Here is a 15,197-nt window from a genome sequence, read left to right as displayed (position 1 = left end):
GATTTAAGTTTTTACTTTGATTGCAACCATTCCTCTCCCTGTTACCGGTCTTAAATCTTTTTATTCGCACATGAAATACAAGCACTTGTAGCCATTCTATGTAGGGAAAGGAGAGAAAAATACTCGTACAAATACTTAGCGGCCGCGCCGTGTGTGCCTTCTCAGCTGTCCAGGGAAGGCGTTATCCGCGAAAAGCACGAAACGCAAGCCGCTCCGATATTCCGGAGCCTGTTTATGTTATTGATGTTACGCACGCGGCCTTCTGGGTCCTTTTACTTGGCTTGCCATTGTCCGCTGGATTCATCCTTCTCGTATTTCTTTTTGACCGCACTCCAAGCCACCCGGTGCGCCCGTTCTTCATCGTGCCCATATTCGTCCCAAGCGTTGTTATAAGCCGCTTGGTAAATCTCCTGAGCGTGTATCGGTAAATGGTCACGCACGCTGTTGGGCAAATCGCTTAACTCTTTATAGGGCATGTCCTACCTCCGTAAACTCTGGGTCGACGCCGTTACGCGCCAGACGATATTGCCTACATCATCGGCGACCAGCAACGCCGCGTGCGTGTCGAGCACTACGCCCACGGGCCTCCCGAACGCATCGCCATCGGCGCTAAGAAAGCCCGTCAGCACATCGATCGGATCGCCGAAAGGTTGGCCTGCTTTGAAAGGGACAAAGATGACCCGGTAGCCGCTGTGCGGCTTACGGTTCCACGAACCGTGCTGGCCGATGAACACGCCGTTATCGAACGGCGCTGGCCATGCGCGGCTCCTGGAAAAAGCCAGGCCGAGTGGCGCGGTGTGCGGCCCGAGCGCATAATCCGGCACTCGGGCCTTGATGACCCACTCCGGTTGCTGGGGTTGCACGCGTTCGTCAAGATGCCGGCCAAAGTAGCTGTAAGGCCAGCCGAAGAAGCTGCCGTCGGGAACCGACGTCAGGTAATCCGGAACCAGATCGCTGCCGAGTTCATCGCGCTCGTTGACCACGGTCCAAAGCGCACCGCCATCCGGCCCCCACGCCAGTCCGTTGGGGTTGCGCAGACCGGACGCGTAGATGCGGTAACTTCCATGCTTCGGATCCACTTCCCAGATGGCGGCTCGGCCGACCTCCTCGTCCATGCCGTTCTCGGCTATATTACTGTTCGACCCCACCGTCACGTAAAGCCGCGCCCCGTCCCGACTGGCCAGGAGATTTCGGGTCCAGTGGTAATTGTTTGGGCCCGCCGGTAAATCGATCACCTTGGTCCCCGGCTGAGTGATCCGGATTGCACCTTCCGTATAAGGAAATTTCACCACCGCATCCGAGTTGGCCACGTAGAAATCATTGCCTATCAGCGCCATGCCGAACGGCGAGTTTAACCCTTCGATGAAGGTCGAGCGTATCTCCGCGACGCCGTCGCCATCGGCATCGCGCAGCAAGGTGATGCGATTGGCGCTGGGTACGTCTGCACCGGCCTCGTTCATGACCCACTCCGTGATCCAGTCTTTAATGCTGTTTCCGTCCTCGGGCTTGGGCGGCGCATTGGTTTCGGCGACCAATACGTCGCCGTTGGACAGCACATACAGCCAACGCGGATGATCGAGCCGGTCGGCAAAGGCGTTTACGCTCATCCCTGCAGCCGCCACCGGTTTTCCATTTTCAGGCCAGCCCTTGGCCAGGGCGATGTTCACCGTGGGAATCAGCGTCGGGTTGGGCCGCGGCAGCTGGGGATGAGCGCCGACGCCCGCCGAAAGCGGCAACCGCGCCTCCTCGCCACACGCCGTTAGCGCTATCGCCAGCACCGCGAATAACAAGTATCTTGGATAGATGTCCATGCGTTTAGTGATGGGCGCTAGCCATTTCCCGGCAACTCTCGGCGCAGTCTCGACAGGCCTTGACGCATTCATCCATAGCGCCGATCCTCTCGCAATTCGCCGCGCATGCCTCGCAGATTTCGGCGCAGACCTCGCAAAGACGATGCTGAAAATGAGAGCCACTGAGCTGAAAGTTGGCCGATGTCTGGCAGATCTCGGCACAGTTCATCATCAGACGAAAGTGTTCCGCCGGTATTGAGGCAATAGTTCATGGCGGTTTGCAGACAGACTTGATGGCAACGACTACAAGCTTCTATACAGGCTTGCATGGCGTGTTTAGTGTGGGCTGGTTTGTTCATAGGATTCTCCTAAAGTAAAAACAAGCGTGGCTAAAGATGGCAAGTCATCTCGATCAAGCACCGGGCTTTCGGATAGAACCGGGACTTGTCAAAACCTTGAAAGCACTGTAACCGCAAAACCAGCCGCAGTCGGTACGGTAACGAACATACAATCAGGGCCGATCCTGTATTAATAGTATTGAGGCGTTAAGTTCAACTTTTTCAATCTATTAACTGATGTGGTAATGGGTTAAATATGTAATTTGCCCGTATAATACCCCTATGACCTGTTATCAAGAAATTACCTGCCCGGCTTGTGGCAGCAACCCAATTATGAAGTCTGGCCGTAGTGCAGAGGGTACACAGCGTTACCGCTGTCAAAATCCGGATTGCAACACTAAAACGTTCATGCTGGCTTACCGCTATAAGGCGTGCGAGCCGGGCATCAAGGAGCAAGTTGTGGACATGGCTATTAACGGTAGTGGCATCCGTGATACAGCGCGAGTTCTCAAGATCAACAAAAACACAGTCATTAGCACGTTAAAAAAAAGTCGAACCGTTTAGTCCAGGTAAATCCCAACATTCAGACCTTAAATTCAGGAGGAAATATGGAGGTGAGATTGGAACTCGCGTGTGAAGCCGCTGAAATGGATGAACAGTGGTCTTTTGTCGGTAACAAGTCCAATCAACGCCGGCTCTGGTATGCCGTTGATCATGCGACGAATATCGTACGGGCTTATGTGTTTGGCAAACGCACGGACGAGGTGTTCAAAGAGCTGAAAGCATTGCTTGAGCCCTTTGGCATTAGCCGTTATTACACCGATGATTGGGGCGCTTATGAACGTCACCTTGAAGCCGATAAGCATCAGGTAGGCAAGCGTAATACCCAAAAAATTGAACGCAAGAATCTGAATTTCAGAACCTGGATTAAGCGGCTCACACGAAAAACAATTTGCTTTTCGAAAGTTGAGACCCTGCATGATACGGTTATCGGATTGCTGATTAACAAGGTCGAGTTTGGCTTGGATATTCATGCTTAATTACAGATTTAACCACTACCCTCGTTTTCATGTTCAACGCCTATAAGAGGTTAACCCCAGAGCACCGATCACGATCAGGTAAATGGCCACGATAAGATTTAAAAGCTGAGGCATAATCAAGATGAGAATGCCGGAAATCAAGGCCAGAATTGGTTCCATATTGCTTAAAGAGAAGTTTATTTTCATAAGCATATCCTCGGTTTACTGATTGGCGAAGCGCGGTTATTGTTCCCCACGGAGCCGTGGCGCATTACACAGCTCCGGGGATGGACATCACATTTTGCCGACGGGCTCTTCAGCAGGCTTCTTGATCCAAAGCTTGCACCATGCATCGGTGCTGATGCTTCCTTCGACTATCAGGCAGGAATCAGGCGGGATAAAATGCATGCAGTTACCACACTTCTGATCACCTTTCGGTTGATTCTGGTATTGCGCTTGCGCCTTGGTCATCTTGCCCGACTGGGCCAGACTCAAACGTGGCAGGCACCATGCGCATCCGGTAGCAAGCAAACTGCGTAATACAATTCGACGGGGATGATTATGAGTTGACATGACGGATTCTCCTTTCGCAAAACAATAGAGTCGGTACGGTGTCTTGCTCAACTGCAAAACGTCCAAAAATGGAAGTAAAACAGGTAAGTCTCTACTTAAATTTGGACATAGCGTTCTTCCACGGAGGTTTTAAGATCATTCCAGGCATGTTCCAGTCCTGGCTTGAGTTCCTCCCATGCCTGTTCTCCGGATGTCGACAGCTCTTGTAATTTCGTTTGCGCAGCCGCCTGTTTGGTGCGTAATGCCTCGATCTGCTCGTAATATTCGATTTTGGCTTCCGCTTTCGCCTGATCCGCTTTGGCTTTTAATTCATCGATCTTGGCGCTCCACTCCCTCAGTTGGGCATCGAATTTCTCTTGATAGGCTTCTTTCTTGTTCATGATTTTTCTCCTTGACGGATTGCAGGTCAGCACCTTGAAAACTCGGCGCCGATCCAATAGCGCCGATGTCTCGAAACAAAGCAATGACCTGATTATTTCATCACTGGCCTTTGCCGGGCAAAGCGGGCGTCGTCATTGTTTTGGGTGCGTCGGTTATGGTCACTTCGACGCGCCGGTTTTGCTGACGCCCTGCGGCGCTTGAGTTTGTTGCGATAGGGTAATCCTTACCCATGCCTTGTGCCGTGATGCGTTCAGGTGCGACACCGTTGGTAACCAGGAAATTTCTGACGGCCTCGGCCCGTCTCTGTGAAAGCTGGGCGTTATAGTCCGAAGATCCCTGGTTGTCGGTGTGGCCCTCGATCTTCACCATGGTGTCGGCATGCACTTTTAAATATTCCACCAGGGGATAAATATTCTGAAGACTTCCAGCCTTCAGATCGGAGCGCGCCGTATCGAACAGCACATCGCCTAATGTCACCAGAATACCTTGCGGGACTTTTTTGGCCTTTAACCGCGCAATTTCTGCATCGCGGGCTTTCAGGCGAATCTCGTCTCTTTTGGCGCTTAATTCTTCAAAAGCTCTTTTCGATGCGGTCTGACTCGCGGTGGCTCGTGCTAAATCCACCTTTCGGCTGGTCAGGTAGGAAAGATGATCTATTTCTTCCGAATCCTCATCTTCCTGCCAGGATGTCTCTGCTTTTTGCAGCAGTTTTTCCGCCGCAAACAAATCCGCGGAAGCATCGGCTTTTACTGCCGGATCATTTGCCGCTTGCTGATAGTCCGAACGCGCTCTCTCAAGGCTCATATTGACGCTTGGTGCGCAAGCTGTCATCAATGCACTCAATAGGACAAGGGGGATTCTGCTCAACCATGATGGTTGGAAAGGGGTTTGTGGTCGCATGGTACGCCTCCAAAAGGGCTGGTTATTGTTGGCTTTCGCTTTCTCGCGAAGCTTCCTGTTTCAAGGCTTGAATCGCTTTCTTCATGTCATCCGTTTCCTTCGCCTGTTTTGCCGCCTCGGCTTTAGCATTGGCCAAAACCGCTTCGGAAAATGCTTCTTCGGCCATTCTACGTGCCTCGTCATTTTCTTCATCAGCCATCTCCTTGTTGGCGCGACTGAGTTTGGTGCGGGCGCTGCTTAACAATTGCGGTTCGTACTGCGAGGCCCCTGCCCGGTCTGCATTCTGAATGGCTGTTTCGGCCTGCGAAAGCACCTCTTTCGGCGGCGTCGAACTGCAGCCCGGCAGGAACAGCAATAAGCTTGTCAATATTGCCGAGGACCCTGATCTAAAGAACGTGTTAACTGTAAACATGATATGTACCTTCTGTTGGTCTACGGATTCACAAGAACCCAGGTTGCGGATTGGCGTATAGGTAGTTTTGATGAAAATCCGAAATATCATTGGCTTTTTTGATATTGTGGAGAATCATCTGACCAACCCCAAAACGCCGACGATAATGAGATAAATGGCGATGATGTAATTCAACAAGGCGGGACGAATCAGTATCAAAATCCCGGCAATAAGCGAGAGCAGCGCTTGTTCATTGACATACATAGAGTCACCTTCCTTCTGTCATAGCTTGAGTTAAATTGTTCTTGACCGAACTCGACTGATTCTAAAACCCACCCATTACGAGGTTACAATATTACGAACTACATACAATATGTACGAATACCCATACAAGCTCGAAAAACAGACGACTCTGATATTCCAAAGCCTGTTTGCGTTATTTGTTACGCATGCCGGCCTTTGAGCGAATCCAATTTAGCCATGGTCTGGCGAACGGCACCCGCTATAGAGTTTGCCCAAGAGTTCTTCTTTTTGAGAACCCCCGACGGTCACTTACTTGAACTTTGCCCGTCTTAGTCCATATCCCTGGCTTTCCATTTCCAGCTGGATTCATCTTTCTCATATTTCTTTTTGACCGCACTCCAAGCCACCCGGTGCGCCCGTTCTTCTTCGTGCCCATATTCGTCCCAAGCATTGTTGTAAGCCGCTTGGTAAATCTCCTGGGCGTGTTTCGGTAAATGCTCCCGCACGCTGTTGGGCAAATCGCTTAACGCTTTATAGGGCATGTCCTACCTCCGTAAACCCTGCGTCGGCGCCGTTACGCGCCAGACGATGTTGCCTACCTCATCGGCGACCAGCAGCGCCGCGTGCGTGTCGAGCACTACGCCCACAGGCCTCCCGAACGCATCGCCATCGGCGTTAAGAAAGCCCGTCAGCACATCGATCGGATCGCCGAAAGGTTGGCCAGCTTTGAAAGGGACAAAGATGACCCGGTAGCCGCTGTGCGGCTTACGGTTCCACGAACCGTGCTGGCCGATGAACACGCCGTTATCGAACGGCGCAGGCCATGCGCTGCTCCTGGAAAAAGCCAGGCCGAGTGGCGCGGTGTGCGGCCCGAGCGCATAATCAGGCACTCGGGCCTTGATGACCAACTCCGGTTGCTGGGGTTGCACACGTTCGTCAAGATGCCGGCCAAAGTAGCTGTAAGGCCGGCCGAAGAAGCTGCCGTCGGGAACCGACGTCAGGTAATCCGGAACCAGATCGCTGCCGGGTTCAAGGTAAAAACAAGCGTGGCTAAAGATGGCAAGTCATCTCGATCAAGCACCAGGCTTTCGGATAGAACCGGGACTTGTCAAAACCTTGAAAGCACTGTAACCGCATAACCAGCCGCAGTCGGTACGGTAACGAACATACAGTCAGGGCCGATCCTGTATTAATAGTATTGAGGCGTTAAGTTCAACTTTTTCAATCTATTAAGTGTTATGACCCGTCAGCTATACTCACTCAATGTTTGTCATGAAGACATCATCGCTTTGTGGCGGCCCTTTCCGGGGATCCGCTCAAAAGTATTAAAGATGGGGCTGTGCCGAGCCTTGCAACAGCGGTTTGAACACGTCCAATAGGTGTTCCTTATTCTCCGGGTACCACAGATTGCCCAAATGGCCGCCGCGAGGATAAACCGTCGCACACTTGTCGAAGACCTTCTCCAGATAGGCTACATCTTCCGCAGAAACTAAAATATCATCCAGGTTATGGATCAGAAAAACACTCCGATGTTCTCCGCTACGTAAAATCCACAGAACCGCGTTGAAAAAGCGCCGGCATTTTTCCACTGAACCTGCAAAGATCCGTTGGTTTAGCCGTAGCAATTTATAAATCGTACGCCACTCTTCGGCGGTTAATTCAGCTTGTTTGCACATTTCGGGTCAAATAACCGGGAATCTGCAACGCGGCGGCCCAGCCTAACCTCCCATTCTGAAAGCAGGTCGCGGAGCGTATTGAAATTCAATGGCTTGATTAGGTGATGATCGAAACCCGCCTCTTGCGAACGGGCTAATTCCTCCGCCCTCCCATAGCCGCTTAATGCTACCAGCAGCAAATCGCCCCCGTTGGGCAGTTTCCTGATCCGCTGAGCCACCTGATAGCCATTCTCTACGGGCATTCCGATGTCCAGCAGCACCACGTCGGGATGGAATGCCTCGATCAGCGTTATGGCGTGCGCGCCGGAATCAGCCATTTTAACCTCGTAGCCATTCAGCTCCAGAAGGAGTGCTGTACTCTCCCTTACGTCGGCATCATCGTCCACCACCAGCACCCGCATGCCTGCGTTAGGCGATGGCGTTGGTGTCTCGGCGGCAGGAAAGCCGGCCGCTTCGGCAATCGTCGGCAACCGAATGCTGAAGGTGGAGCCCAGCCCGGCGCCGGGGCTTGATGCCGTTACCTTTCCGCCGTGTAGTTCCACCAGCCGCTTTACCAGGGTAAGCCCAATGCCTAATCCGCCCTGAGACCGATCCAGGGTGCGCGCACCCTGTTGAAATAGGTCGAAAATGGTCGGTAATAGTCCCGCCGAGATGCCGGTGCCGTTGTCCCTCACCTGAATCTCAACTTCGGTTCCGTACAGTTGGACATCAACCTCGATTTGAGCGTTTTCCAGGGAGTATTTGCCGGCATTGTCGAGCAGGTTAAGTAACACTTGGGACAGGCGCACGGAATCGCCCTCCAACAGTATCGGTTGTTCAGGCAGATGGACATCGAGATGTTGTTGTTTGGCCAAGATAGGGCCGCGCGCCGTATCTAACACTGATTTAATCACTTCTACAAGGTCGAGCCGCTCTTTCTTCAGCGAAATTTTTCCACGCGCGATACGGGAAATATCCAGCAGATCGTCCACCAGGTGAGTGAGGTGCATCACTTGCCGCTTAATGATTTCCTTAGCCCAGCTGAGCCGCGGATCCTCCAGCTTCAGCATATCTAAAATATGGGCTGCGTTGCTGATGGGAGCCAGTGGATTTCTCAGTTCATGAGCCAGCATGGCAAGAAATTCATCCTTACGTCGGTCGGCCTCATGCAGGGCCGCCTCGGCCTGTTTGCGCGCGGAGATATCACGACTCACGGTGGCGATACCCACTGGCTCGCCGGCACTGTCTTTGATGAAAAACACGTTGTAGAGCATCCAGATGGCCGCGCCGCTCTTGAAATGACGAAACCTGATTTCCACATCGGCGTGACCCTCGCGCACAACGCGCGGGAAGAATTCATCAAGGATGAAGCGCTGATCTTCGGGGAAGAAAAACTCCTGGACTGGCGTTCGGATGCACTGCTCCAGGCTGTCGAGGCCGATCAGGCGCATGCCGGCTTCGTTGATATAGAACGGAAGGAATTTCATGTCGAACATGCCGATGAACTCCATGCTGTTATCGGCCAGCGAAACGAATTTTTGCCGTTCCAGCTCCATGTGCTTGCGTTCGGTAATGTCGCGCAAGGCGATGACGTAGCCGGGTTGTCCGTCCCACTCCAGCGGCGAGGAACGCATTTCTGCCCAGACGAGTCCGTTCGGACGGATCAGATTAATGTCCTGATAGCTGTTTTTATCAGGATTGACTGGAATCGCCAGCGATTGACCGATTATCGGGCTGCGTGCCAGCAGGATTTCGGCAGCTTGGTTGGCATAGAGTACGACGCCCTGGCTATCCACAACCAAAACGCCGTCGGTGATAGTGTCGAGAATCAGGTCGAACTTGGGGTTGTGAGTGGTCATAGCCGGTAAGTTTACTTAAACGATGATGGTTTGTGAACCGACTCCTCTAGCTTCGGTGGTAATGGCCGCTATGACGGAAGGTATCCGCGACAGGTCGCCGAGCAGTTTCAGTACGGGTTCCGGCACATCGCGCACCAGCATCGGCGTTGCAAACACGTCTTTTTCCAGGGCTTTTTCCGGCATGCCCAATACTTCGACGACGTTTAAAACCCAGTATCCGGGATCGTAGAGGTTGGCGAGCGCAGCGGTAATCTGCTCGACCAGACCGCGGGTTTCGCTGTTCAGCGATACCACGTACAGAGTTAGGACCAGTTTGTGCGGCGTTACGCGCGGTGCTTCCTGAGAAAGGGCAGTACGGGCGATCTGGGCGATATTACGAATTTGTTCGGAAGACAGCGGCTTGCTGGCCAGTTCGAACTGAAAGCCTTCCTCATGTATGCTTTTCAGCTGCTCCATGTATTCGGTGGCAAAAGCGGTGACGATATAAACGTTCAGTGTTTCATCAATGGCTTTCAGGCGGCGCAAGGTTTCCACGCCATCGATGCCGGGCATGCGCAGATCGAGAAAAATCAGATCGGGACGTTCGGCTAGGGTCATTTCGATGCCTTGCAAACCGTTCTCGGCTTCACGAACCGAGAAACTGTCATCTTCCAGAATCAGTTTGAAGGCACTGCGCACCGCAGGATCGTCGTCTATTACCAGAATGTTGCTTGCCATATAGAGTGTCTCTTGTGTATTAGGATTTAAATGCTCAAATAGGGGGAAATCGTAGCCGCATGCAGCAGCCGTGTCCATATATACTCTCCACCTGTATATTGCCCCCGACATCCTGAACTAGACGGCGGATGACTGACAAGCCCAGGCCGGTACCTTTTCCGGGAGGCTTGGTGGTAAAAAATGGATCGAAAATTTTGCTTTGTATGTCTTGTGGGATTCCGGGACCGTTATCGGTCACGCTTAGTTCCAGCATCTCCTCCATGGGCCTAACTATGATTTTGATTTGTGGTTGCCGGCTGTCGGCTAGCGCGTCGCGGGCGTTAATGATCAGATTGACCAGAATCTGCTGCAGGCTGTCGGCGCTACAGCGGATGGCCGGCAGATCGTTGGCGGCATCGACCTCAACGGCTATGCCGTTTTTGCTCAATTCGCCTTCCAGCAGTAACTGAGTTTGTTTGATTACCTCCGCGACCTGACAGTTGCCGCTTGGGACCGATCTGGTGTGGATAAATAGCAGCATGTTGCTGACAATCTTCTTGATGCGGTGAATTTGCTGTAGCGCCTGATCGAGAACTTCCTTTGATTTTTCATCAGTACTTCTGTCTGCGGCGAATTCGACAAAATTCATTATTCCCATCAGCGGGTTGTTGATCTCATGCGCCACGCCGCCGACCAGCGTCCCCAATGCAGAGAGTTTTTCCATTTGCAGCATGTGCTCCTGGTTTTCCTGTAGTTTGGTGTAGGCCAGCAGGGTTTGTTCCAGCAGGCGGGCGTTTTCCAGGGAAATCGCAGCCTGGGCGGTCAATAGTTCGGTCATATCGGTTTTTTCGGCGGTAAACACACCGGTCGACAGCCGGTTTTCCAGGTAGAGCAGGCCGATGAGTTCCTTTTGCTTAATGACCGGCAGGCACAGCACCGAACGCAGTCTTAGCGCCTGTACCTCAGGGGTATTCTGAAACTCGCCTTCGGTCATCGCATCGTGCAGTAACACTTTTTTACGCGTGCGCAACACGTAATTGACGATGGCGCGGCTAATGCTGCCAGAGGTCTGGTTAAGGTTGAGATGCCGGCGGTTAACGACGTGTTTTTTGCCGACATGGTATTCCGCGGCGATCAGCAGTTCATCCGCCTCCTTGATCAGCAAGTAGCCGTGCTGTGCCCCTGAGCTTTCCAGCACTACGGTCATGATTTTTTGCATGAGCCGATTCAGATCGACTTCCGCCGATAGCGCCAATGCCGATTTGATCAGGTAATTGAAATCGAGATTCGGCAGGGTAGCCGGCGCGTCGAGGGCAACGGTTTTTTCGGCGCGAACTGCGTTGTCGGGGGCGGTGTAAGGGTGACGCTGCTGCAATAGTTCGCTTTTGCGATCGGCGCGGCACATCCCGTACATGCGCCGCGCCGCGCCGTAGTAAAGTTCGGCGTCGCCTAGATTGCCGGCTGTCAGCACCTCGGCCAACGCTTCGTATAAATGGCCGGTAAGCAGGTCGTAGTTTTGTGCCTGGGCGATCGCGATGGCATCCAGATACAAGTTGCGGGCGTCGCGCATTTGGTTTCGGGCGCGGGCGATCTCGGCATGAATAAAGGCCAGGAAGGGTTGCAGCAGCGGTCCGAGACGGGCCCAGGTTTCCAGCTCGGCCAGCAACGGCGCGATTTCCGCTTCAAGCGTCGGCCAATCGGCACCCTCCGGCCAGCGCAGGCGATTGACAATACGGAACACATACCAGAGGCGTTTCAGCACGTTATCGGTCAGGCCGTGCAGATAGCGTTCCACCGTCTGCAAGGACACAGCCGCAGCAGCGTAATCGCCCAGATAATGCTGGGCGAAACCCAGCAACGCAAAATAACTGCCGGAAGCGGAGACATAATTGTCGGCTTCCCAGCGCGCCAGCGTTTCGGTCATGTCCACCGGCTGGTAATCGGCTTTCATCGGCGCCACCCAGCCGGCCAGCACGGCTTCGGCGAGGCCGACCGAGAACAACAGCTGGTTCTTGCGGGAAAAATTCAGGCATTCCTCGGCGGCTTCTTCAACCCAACGCAGGTTTTTGCCCTGCACCTGCAAATTCCACATCAACGGCCCGTAGGACAAGCCGGCGTTATACAAATCGCCGCAATTCTTGCCGCACTGTATGCCTTTGTGGCAGTAATCGACAATCTCGGCCGGATGGCTGCGCGAATGCATGTTGCACCAGACAATGCCGTTCATACCGCGGGTGGCGCCAAAAGTATTGGGGTGTTTTGCACACAGATCGTGGGCCAGATCCTGGTACAGGAATGCCGGTTCGAACTTGCCCTGTTCGCCGAGATTGAGCCCCATGATAGAAAACGAATAAATCACCGATTCATCCATGCCGCCCTGCAGGCAATGCAGCGTCGATTGCGCCGCTGACAGATACAACTGCGGCACTAGGCCGGACATATAGAGATCGGGGATTAGTTCGCTGTAAAACGCCAGCTCGATCTTGCTTTTCCGGTCCTTAGTAAATGGCATGTGCAGGATAGTCGTCCAGACGTCGTCTTGCTGTTCGATTTGCGCCATTAACGCCAGCATACGCTGTTGGGCCGTCTCGGGCTGTTCGGGAATCGCTTTGCCGAAATAGGCCAAGCCGCGGTTGGCGGTCGCTATCGCCTTGTTGAAATTGCCGAACGAGGACAACGACGTGGTCTGTTCCGCCAGGGCTTCGGCTTTGTCCAGGTCGCTGGCGGCGTATTCGATCAGATGATTAAGCAGCACTTCCGATTTTTCGTAACGGCCGCACATCAGCTCCGTCTTGGCCAGACGCTGGTAAATGCGAAAAGTCAGGTCGTAAGCCTGTTGCCAGCAATCGTCCGGCAGGTAGTCGTGGGCTTTCTGGAAAAAATCGTTGGCGGCATCGCCGGCCAGTGCATCCAGCGCCTTGTTTCCGGCATGGAAGTTGATATTGACCAACCGATAAGCCAGTTCCTGATCCAGGTCAGCCGGGCGGCCCAGATTGAGGTGGGCGGCAATGGTGAACAAGTTGTCAAGGCTTTCAAGATCGGTTCCTGTCGGCACCGCTTGCAGCAGGCGGTTGCCTATGCGCCAGTGGATAGCGGGTTTGGCTTGGGAATCGACTTGGCGCAGCACCGCTTCCTGGACCCGGTCGTGGACGAACTGCAAGTCGGATTTGTTTTCCAGCAGCATGCCCAGATTCAATACCGGCTTCAAATCTTCAAACAGCTGTTCGATGCGAATATCCAGCACCAGCGCCACATCTTCTACGCTGAAACGGTTGCCCATGCAGGCGCAGTGGTCGAGGATATGCAGGGTTTTAACCGGTAATTTGCCCACCTTGGAGCTGAACAATTCCACTACCGAGGTCGGCATCTGCGTGTCGCGAATCCGCTTGATGTCCCAATGCCAGTGTTGTTCGGCGTCGGTATTCAGCAAATCCTCGTTATACAGCCAGGCCAAACTTTCGCTGACGAACAGCGGGTTGCCTTCGGTGAGGTGGGCGATAAACTCCGCCAGATTGGCCGTGGCTTCCAGCGAGGAATCGAGGATATAGGCGACCATCTCGTGGCAGTCGGCGTCGGTTAGCGCCTCCACGCGAATTTCCGCGAACGGGCCGTTGTTTTCCTGAATCTTGCGGATCAGTTTGCTGAGCGGATGGCTGCTGTCGACTTCATTGTGTCGATAGGCACCCATGAAAAACAGGAAAGGATGCTCATGATGGCTGTCGAACAGGTTTTGTAGAAAATCGAAAGTTGCACTGTCGCACCATTGCAGGTCGTCGATAAACAGCACCAGCGGATTGTCTTCGCTGGCCAGGCAGGCCAGGAACCGGCCGAACAAATTGTTGAAACGGTTGCGGGCTTCCACCGGCGGCAGATGCGGCACTTCCGGCTGGGGGCCGATGATGAATTCCAGTTCCGGCAACACGTCACTGATGACGCTGCCGTTGCTGTCTACGACGTCGAGTATTTTGGCCCGCCACTGCTGAACCTGTGAGTCGCTTTCGGTCAAAAAGATGCGGATCAGATTGCGCAAGGCCTGTATCAGCGAGCTGTAGGGGATATTTTTCTGGTATTGGTCGAATTTGCCGGAAGTGAAGTAGCCGCGATTTTTGACCAATGGTTTTTGCAGTTCCTGAATCAGCCGGGTTTTACCGATGCCGGATAGGCCGGAAATAAATACCGAACGGAATTTGCCGTCGATAACCTCGTTGTATTGCTGCTGTATCAACAGGCTTTCGGTCTGGCGGCCCACCATTTTCGAAATAAAGATGACCCGGCGGCTGCGATCGTGCTGGCCAACTGTAAACGCCGATACGTTGCCGGTGGCGCTGTATTCATTCTTGCAGCGGATCAAGTCGGCCAGCAAACCCGATGCGCTCTGGTAACGCTTCTCCGGCTGCTTGACCGTGAGTTTGGCAATAATATCGGCCAAGGCTTGCGGAAGCTGCGGATTGAGCTGATTGACTTTAGGCGTTTCTTCGGCCAGATGCGAGTGAATCAGCTCCAGCGGATCGCTGGAAAAAAACGGCAACTGGCCGGTAAGTAGTTCATAAAATACGATTCCCAATGAATACAAATCGGTGGAAAAATCAACTCTATAGTTGATGCGGCCGGTCTGTTCCGGCGAGGTGTAGGCCAAAGTGTGGCGTACGAATTCCGGGTCGTAGATAAAATGGCTGACATCGCGAATATCGAGCGGAGTGATGAAATCGGTCAGCCGCAGGGTCAGCGTTCCCGGCTGTAGCAGAATATTGTGGGGTTTGATGCCGCCGTGAGTAATGCCGGCATCGTGTACCGCTTGCAGCGTATCGGCCAGTGTGCAGGCCAGCGTAAAAAAATCGTTGAGATCGAGTTTGTCTTGCTGTTTTACCCAACAGTTCAGCGGTTGTCCGGCGAACCAGGGCTGAACGATAAATTGCTGGTCGCCGTAGGACTCCAGGGCAATCGGCGTACAAACCCTCGGATCATGCAGCACTTTCAGGCGTTCAATTTTCTGGCGCAGATGCCGGGACTGGTCGTCCCAGCTCGACAGCAGTTTTAGCCGTTTGATGATCAACGGCTGGTCGGGGACGTCTTTGTGGTAGCCCTTGAATACCAAGGCCTGCAAGCTTTCTCCAAGCTTTTCGGTAACGATGTAATTGCCCAGTTTAGGCACGCCCTGCGGTTTATTTTTTGTTGTTATGTCTATCACTTGAGATATGCCCTCTGGGCTATAGGGCGATGTCAGGCATGGAAAACCATAGGTTTTGCGACGATGAGCTCGTAATAGGGGTGAGTTTAAACAAACGACAGAAATGTTTCATAAGCTTTATCAGCGATGGCTATTGTGAGTCGTGCATGTTGGCCTCGATTGAA

General features: G+C 53.1%; 16 protein-coding genes. 1 reads left to right on the top strand and 15 read right to left on the bottom strand.

The window, feature by feature from the left end; genetic code table 11:
• Positions 1-272: 272 nt before the first annotated feature.
• The 3 genes from METTU_RS01185 to METTU_RS25110 are packed head-to-tail and all read right to left on the bottom strand — an operon-like array spanning position 273 to position 2,019.
• Positions 273-476 carry a ChaB family protein gene (locus METTU_RS01185; RefSeq protein WP_006889467.1) on the bottom strand — a complete coding sequence of 68 codons (204 nt, stop codon included), beginning with the start codon at positions 474-476 and terminating at the stop codon, positions 273-275.
• A gap of 3 nt (positions 477-479) precedes the next feature.
• A complete protein-coding gene (locus METTU_RS01180) occupies positions 480-1,811 on the bottom strand; it encodes a PQQ-dependent sugar dehydrogenase (RefSeq protein ID WP_040579515.1) in 1,332 nt (443 codons plus the stop codon).
• 4 nt (positions 1,812-1,815) lie between these two features.
• A complete protein-coding gene (locus METTU_RS25110) occupies positions 1,816-2,019 on the bottom strand; it encodes a four-helix bundle copper-binding protein (protein ID WP_496109392.1) in 204 nt (67 codons plus the stop codon).
• A gap of 391 nt (positions 2,020-2,410) precedes the next feature.
• On the opposite strand from METTU_RS25110, the gene METTU_RS22010 reads away from it, so the two are divergent.
• Positions 2,411-3,168 (top strand): IS1 family transposase gene (locus METTU_RS22010; RefSeq protein ID WP_436969932.1). Its coding sequence is split into 2 segments (ribosomal slippage): positions 2,411-2,669 and positions 2,669-3,168, totalling 759 coding nucleotides; the frame shifts between segments, so codons are not numbered across the junction.
• Between the two features lie 33 nt (positions 3,169-3,201).
• Here METTU_RS22010 and METTU_RS22005 read toward each other — a convergent pair.
• The 12 genes from METTU_RS22005 to METTU_RS01115 form a co-directional block, all read right to left on the bottom strand.
• Positions 3,202-3,354, bottom strand: a complete 153-nt coding sequence (locus METTU_RS22005) for a DUF3096 domain-containing protein (protein WP_006889462.1) — start codon at positions 3,352-3,354, stop codon at positions 3,202-3,204.
• Between the two features lie 87 nt (positions 3,355-3,441).
• Positions 3,442-3,720: a high-potential iron-sulfur protein gene (locus METTU_RS01160; protein ID WP_006889461.1), complete on the bottom strand. Its 279-nt coding sequence runs from the start codon at positions 3,718-3,720 to the stop codon at positions 3,442-3,444.
• Between the two features lie 95 nt (positions 3,721-3,815).
• Entirely contained in the window at positions 3,816-4,100 is a 285-nt protein-coding gene (locus METTU_RS01155) for a sll1863 family stress response protein (RefSeq protein WP_006889460.1), read from the bottom strand.
• 100 nt (positions 4,101-4,200) lie between these two features.
• On the bottom strand, positions 4,201-4,905 hold the full coding sequence (locus tag METTU_RS01150) for an OmpA family protein (protein WP_254257797.1): 705 nt from the start codon (positions 4,903-4,905) through the stop codon (positions 4,201-4,203).
• Positions 4,906-5,023: 118 nt separating this feature from the next.
• Entirely contained in the window at positions 5,024-5,413 is a 390-nt protein-coding gene (locus tag METTU_RS01145; protein WP_254257796.1) for a DUF4398 domain-containing protein, read from the bottom strand.
• 114 nt (positions 5,414-5,527) lie between these two features.
• Entirely contained in the window at positions 5,528-5,656 is a 129-nt protein-coding gene (locus METTU_RS22000) for a DUF3096 domain-containing protein (protein WP_006889457.1), read from the bottom strand.
• A gap of 308 nt (positions 5,657-5,964) precedes the next feature.
• Positions 5,965-6,177: a ChaB family protein gene (locus tag METTU_RS01140; protein ID WP_006889456.1), complete on the bottom strand. Its 213-nt coding sequence runs from the start codon at positions 6,175-6,177 to the stop codon at positions 5,965-5,967.
• 3 nt (positions 6,178-6,180) lie between these two features.
• On the bottom strand, positions 6,181-6,564 hold the full coding sequence (locus METTU_RS01135) for a PQQ-dependent sugar dehydrogenase family protein (RefSeq protein ID WP_254257795.1): 384 nt from the start codon (positions 6,562-6,564) through the stop codon (positions 6,181-6,183).
• A 396-nt stretch (positions 6,565-6,960) separates the two neighbouring features.
• Complete coding sequence (locus METTU_RS01130; RefSeq protein ID WP_040579513.1) at positions 6,961-7,311, bottom strand: hypothetical protein; 351 nt, start codon at positions 7,309-7,311, stop codon at positions 6,961-6,963.
• A complete protein-coding gene (locus tag METTU_RS01125) occupies positions 7,290-9,149 on the bottom strand; it encodes a hybrid sensor histidine kinase/response regulator (RefSeq protein WP_006889455.1) in 1,860 nt (619 codons plus the stop codon). The genes METTU_RS01130 and METTU_RS01125 overlap by 22 nt, the downstream gene beginning before the upstream one ends.
• Before the next feature lie 15 nt (positions 9,150-9,164).
• Positions 9,165-9,866, bottom strand: coding sequence for a response regulator (locus METTU_RS01120; protein ID WP_040579512.1), 702 nt, complete (start codon positions 9,864-9,866; stop codon positions 9,165-9,167).
• A gap of 34 nt (positions 9,867-9,900) precedes the next feature.
• On the bottom strand, positions 9,901-15,033 hold the full coding sequence (locus tag METTU_RS01115; protein ID WP_006889453.1) for a trifunctional serine/threonine-protein kinase/ATP-binding protein/sensor histidine kinase: 5,133 nt from the start codon (positions 15,031-15,033) through the stop codon (positions 9,901-9,903).
• Positions 15,034-15,197: the final 164 nt, after the last annotated feature.

Origin of the sequence: Methylobacter tundripaludum SV96 (genome assembly GCF_000190755.2) — a bacterium.
GTDB classification, from domain to species: Bacteria; Pseudomonadota; Gammaproteobacteria; order Methylococcales; family Methylomonadaceae; genus Methylobacter_A; species Methylobacter_A tundripaludum.
This window is presented reverse-complemented; position numbering and strand designations above follow the sequence as displayed.

Bases quoted from the DNA above. Each gene is read 5' to 3' on its own strand.
- METTU_RS01185 (WP_006889467.1), bottom strand. From the start codon at position 476: ATGCCCTATAAAGAGTTAAGCGATTTGCCCAACAGCGTGCGTGACCAT.
- METTU_RS01160 (WP_006889461.1), bottom strand. From the start codon at position 3,720: ATGTCAACTCATAATCATCCCCGTCGAATTGTATTACGCAGTTTGCTT.
- METTU_RS22005 (WP_006889462.1), bottom strand. From the start codon at position 3,354: ATGAAAATAAACTTCTCTTTAAGCAATATGGAACCAATTCTGGCCTTG.
- METTU_RS25110 (WP_496109392.1), bottom strand. From the start codon at position 2,019: ATGAACTGTGCCGAGATCTGCCAGACATCGGCCAACTTTCAGCTCAGT.
- METTU_RS01145 (WP_254257796.1), bottom strand. From the start codon at position 5,413: ATGTTTACAGTTAACACGTTCTTTAGATCAGGGTCCTCGGCAATATTG.
- METTU_RS01150 (WP_254257797.1), bottom strand. From the start codon at position 4,905: ATGAGCCTTGAGAGAGCGCGTTCGGACTATCAGCAAGCGGCAAATGAT.
- METTU_RS22000 (WP_006889457.1), bottom strand. From the start codon at position 5,656: ATGTATGTCAATGAACAAGCGCTGCTCTCGCTTATTGCCGGGATTTTG.
- METTU_RS01155 (WP_006889460.1), bottom strand. From the start codon at position 4,100: ATGAACAAGAAAGAAGCCTATCAAGAGAAATTCGATGCCCAACTGAGG.
- METTU_RS01120 (WP_040579512.1), bottom strand. From the start codon at position 9,866: ATGGCAAGCAACATTCTGGTAATAGACGACGATCCTGCGGTGCGCAGT.
- METTU_RS01125 (WP_006889455.1), bottom strand. From the start codon at position 9,149: ATGACCACTCACAACCCCAAGTTCGACCTGATTCTCGACACTATCACC.
- METTU_RS01180 (WP_040579515.1), bottom strand. From the start codon at position 1,811: ATGGACATCTATCCAAGATACTTGTTATTCGCGGTGCTGGCGATAGCG.
- METTU_RS01130 (WP_040579513.1), bottom strand. From the start codon at position 7,311: ATGTGCAAACAAGCTGAATTAACCGCCGAAGAGTGGCGTACGATTTAT.
- METTU_RS01140 (WP_006889456.1), bottom strand. From the start codon at position 6,177: ATGCCCTATAAAGCGTTAAGCGATTTGCCCAACAGCGTGCGGGAGCAT.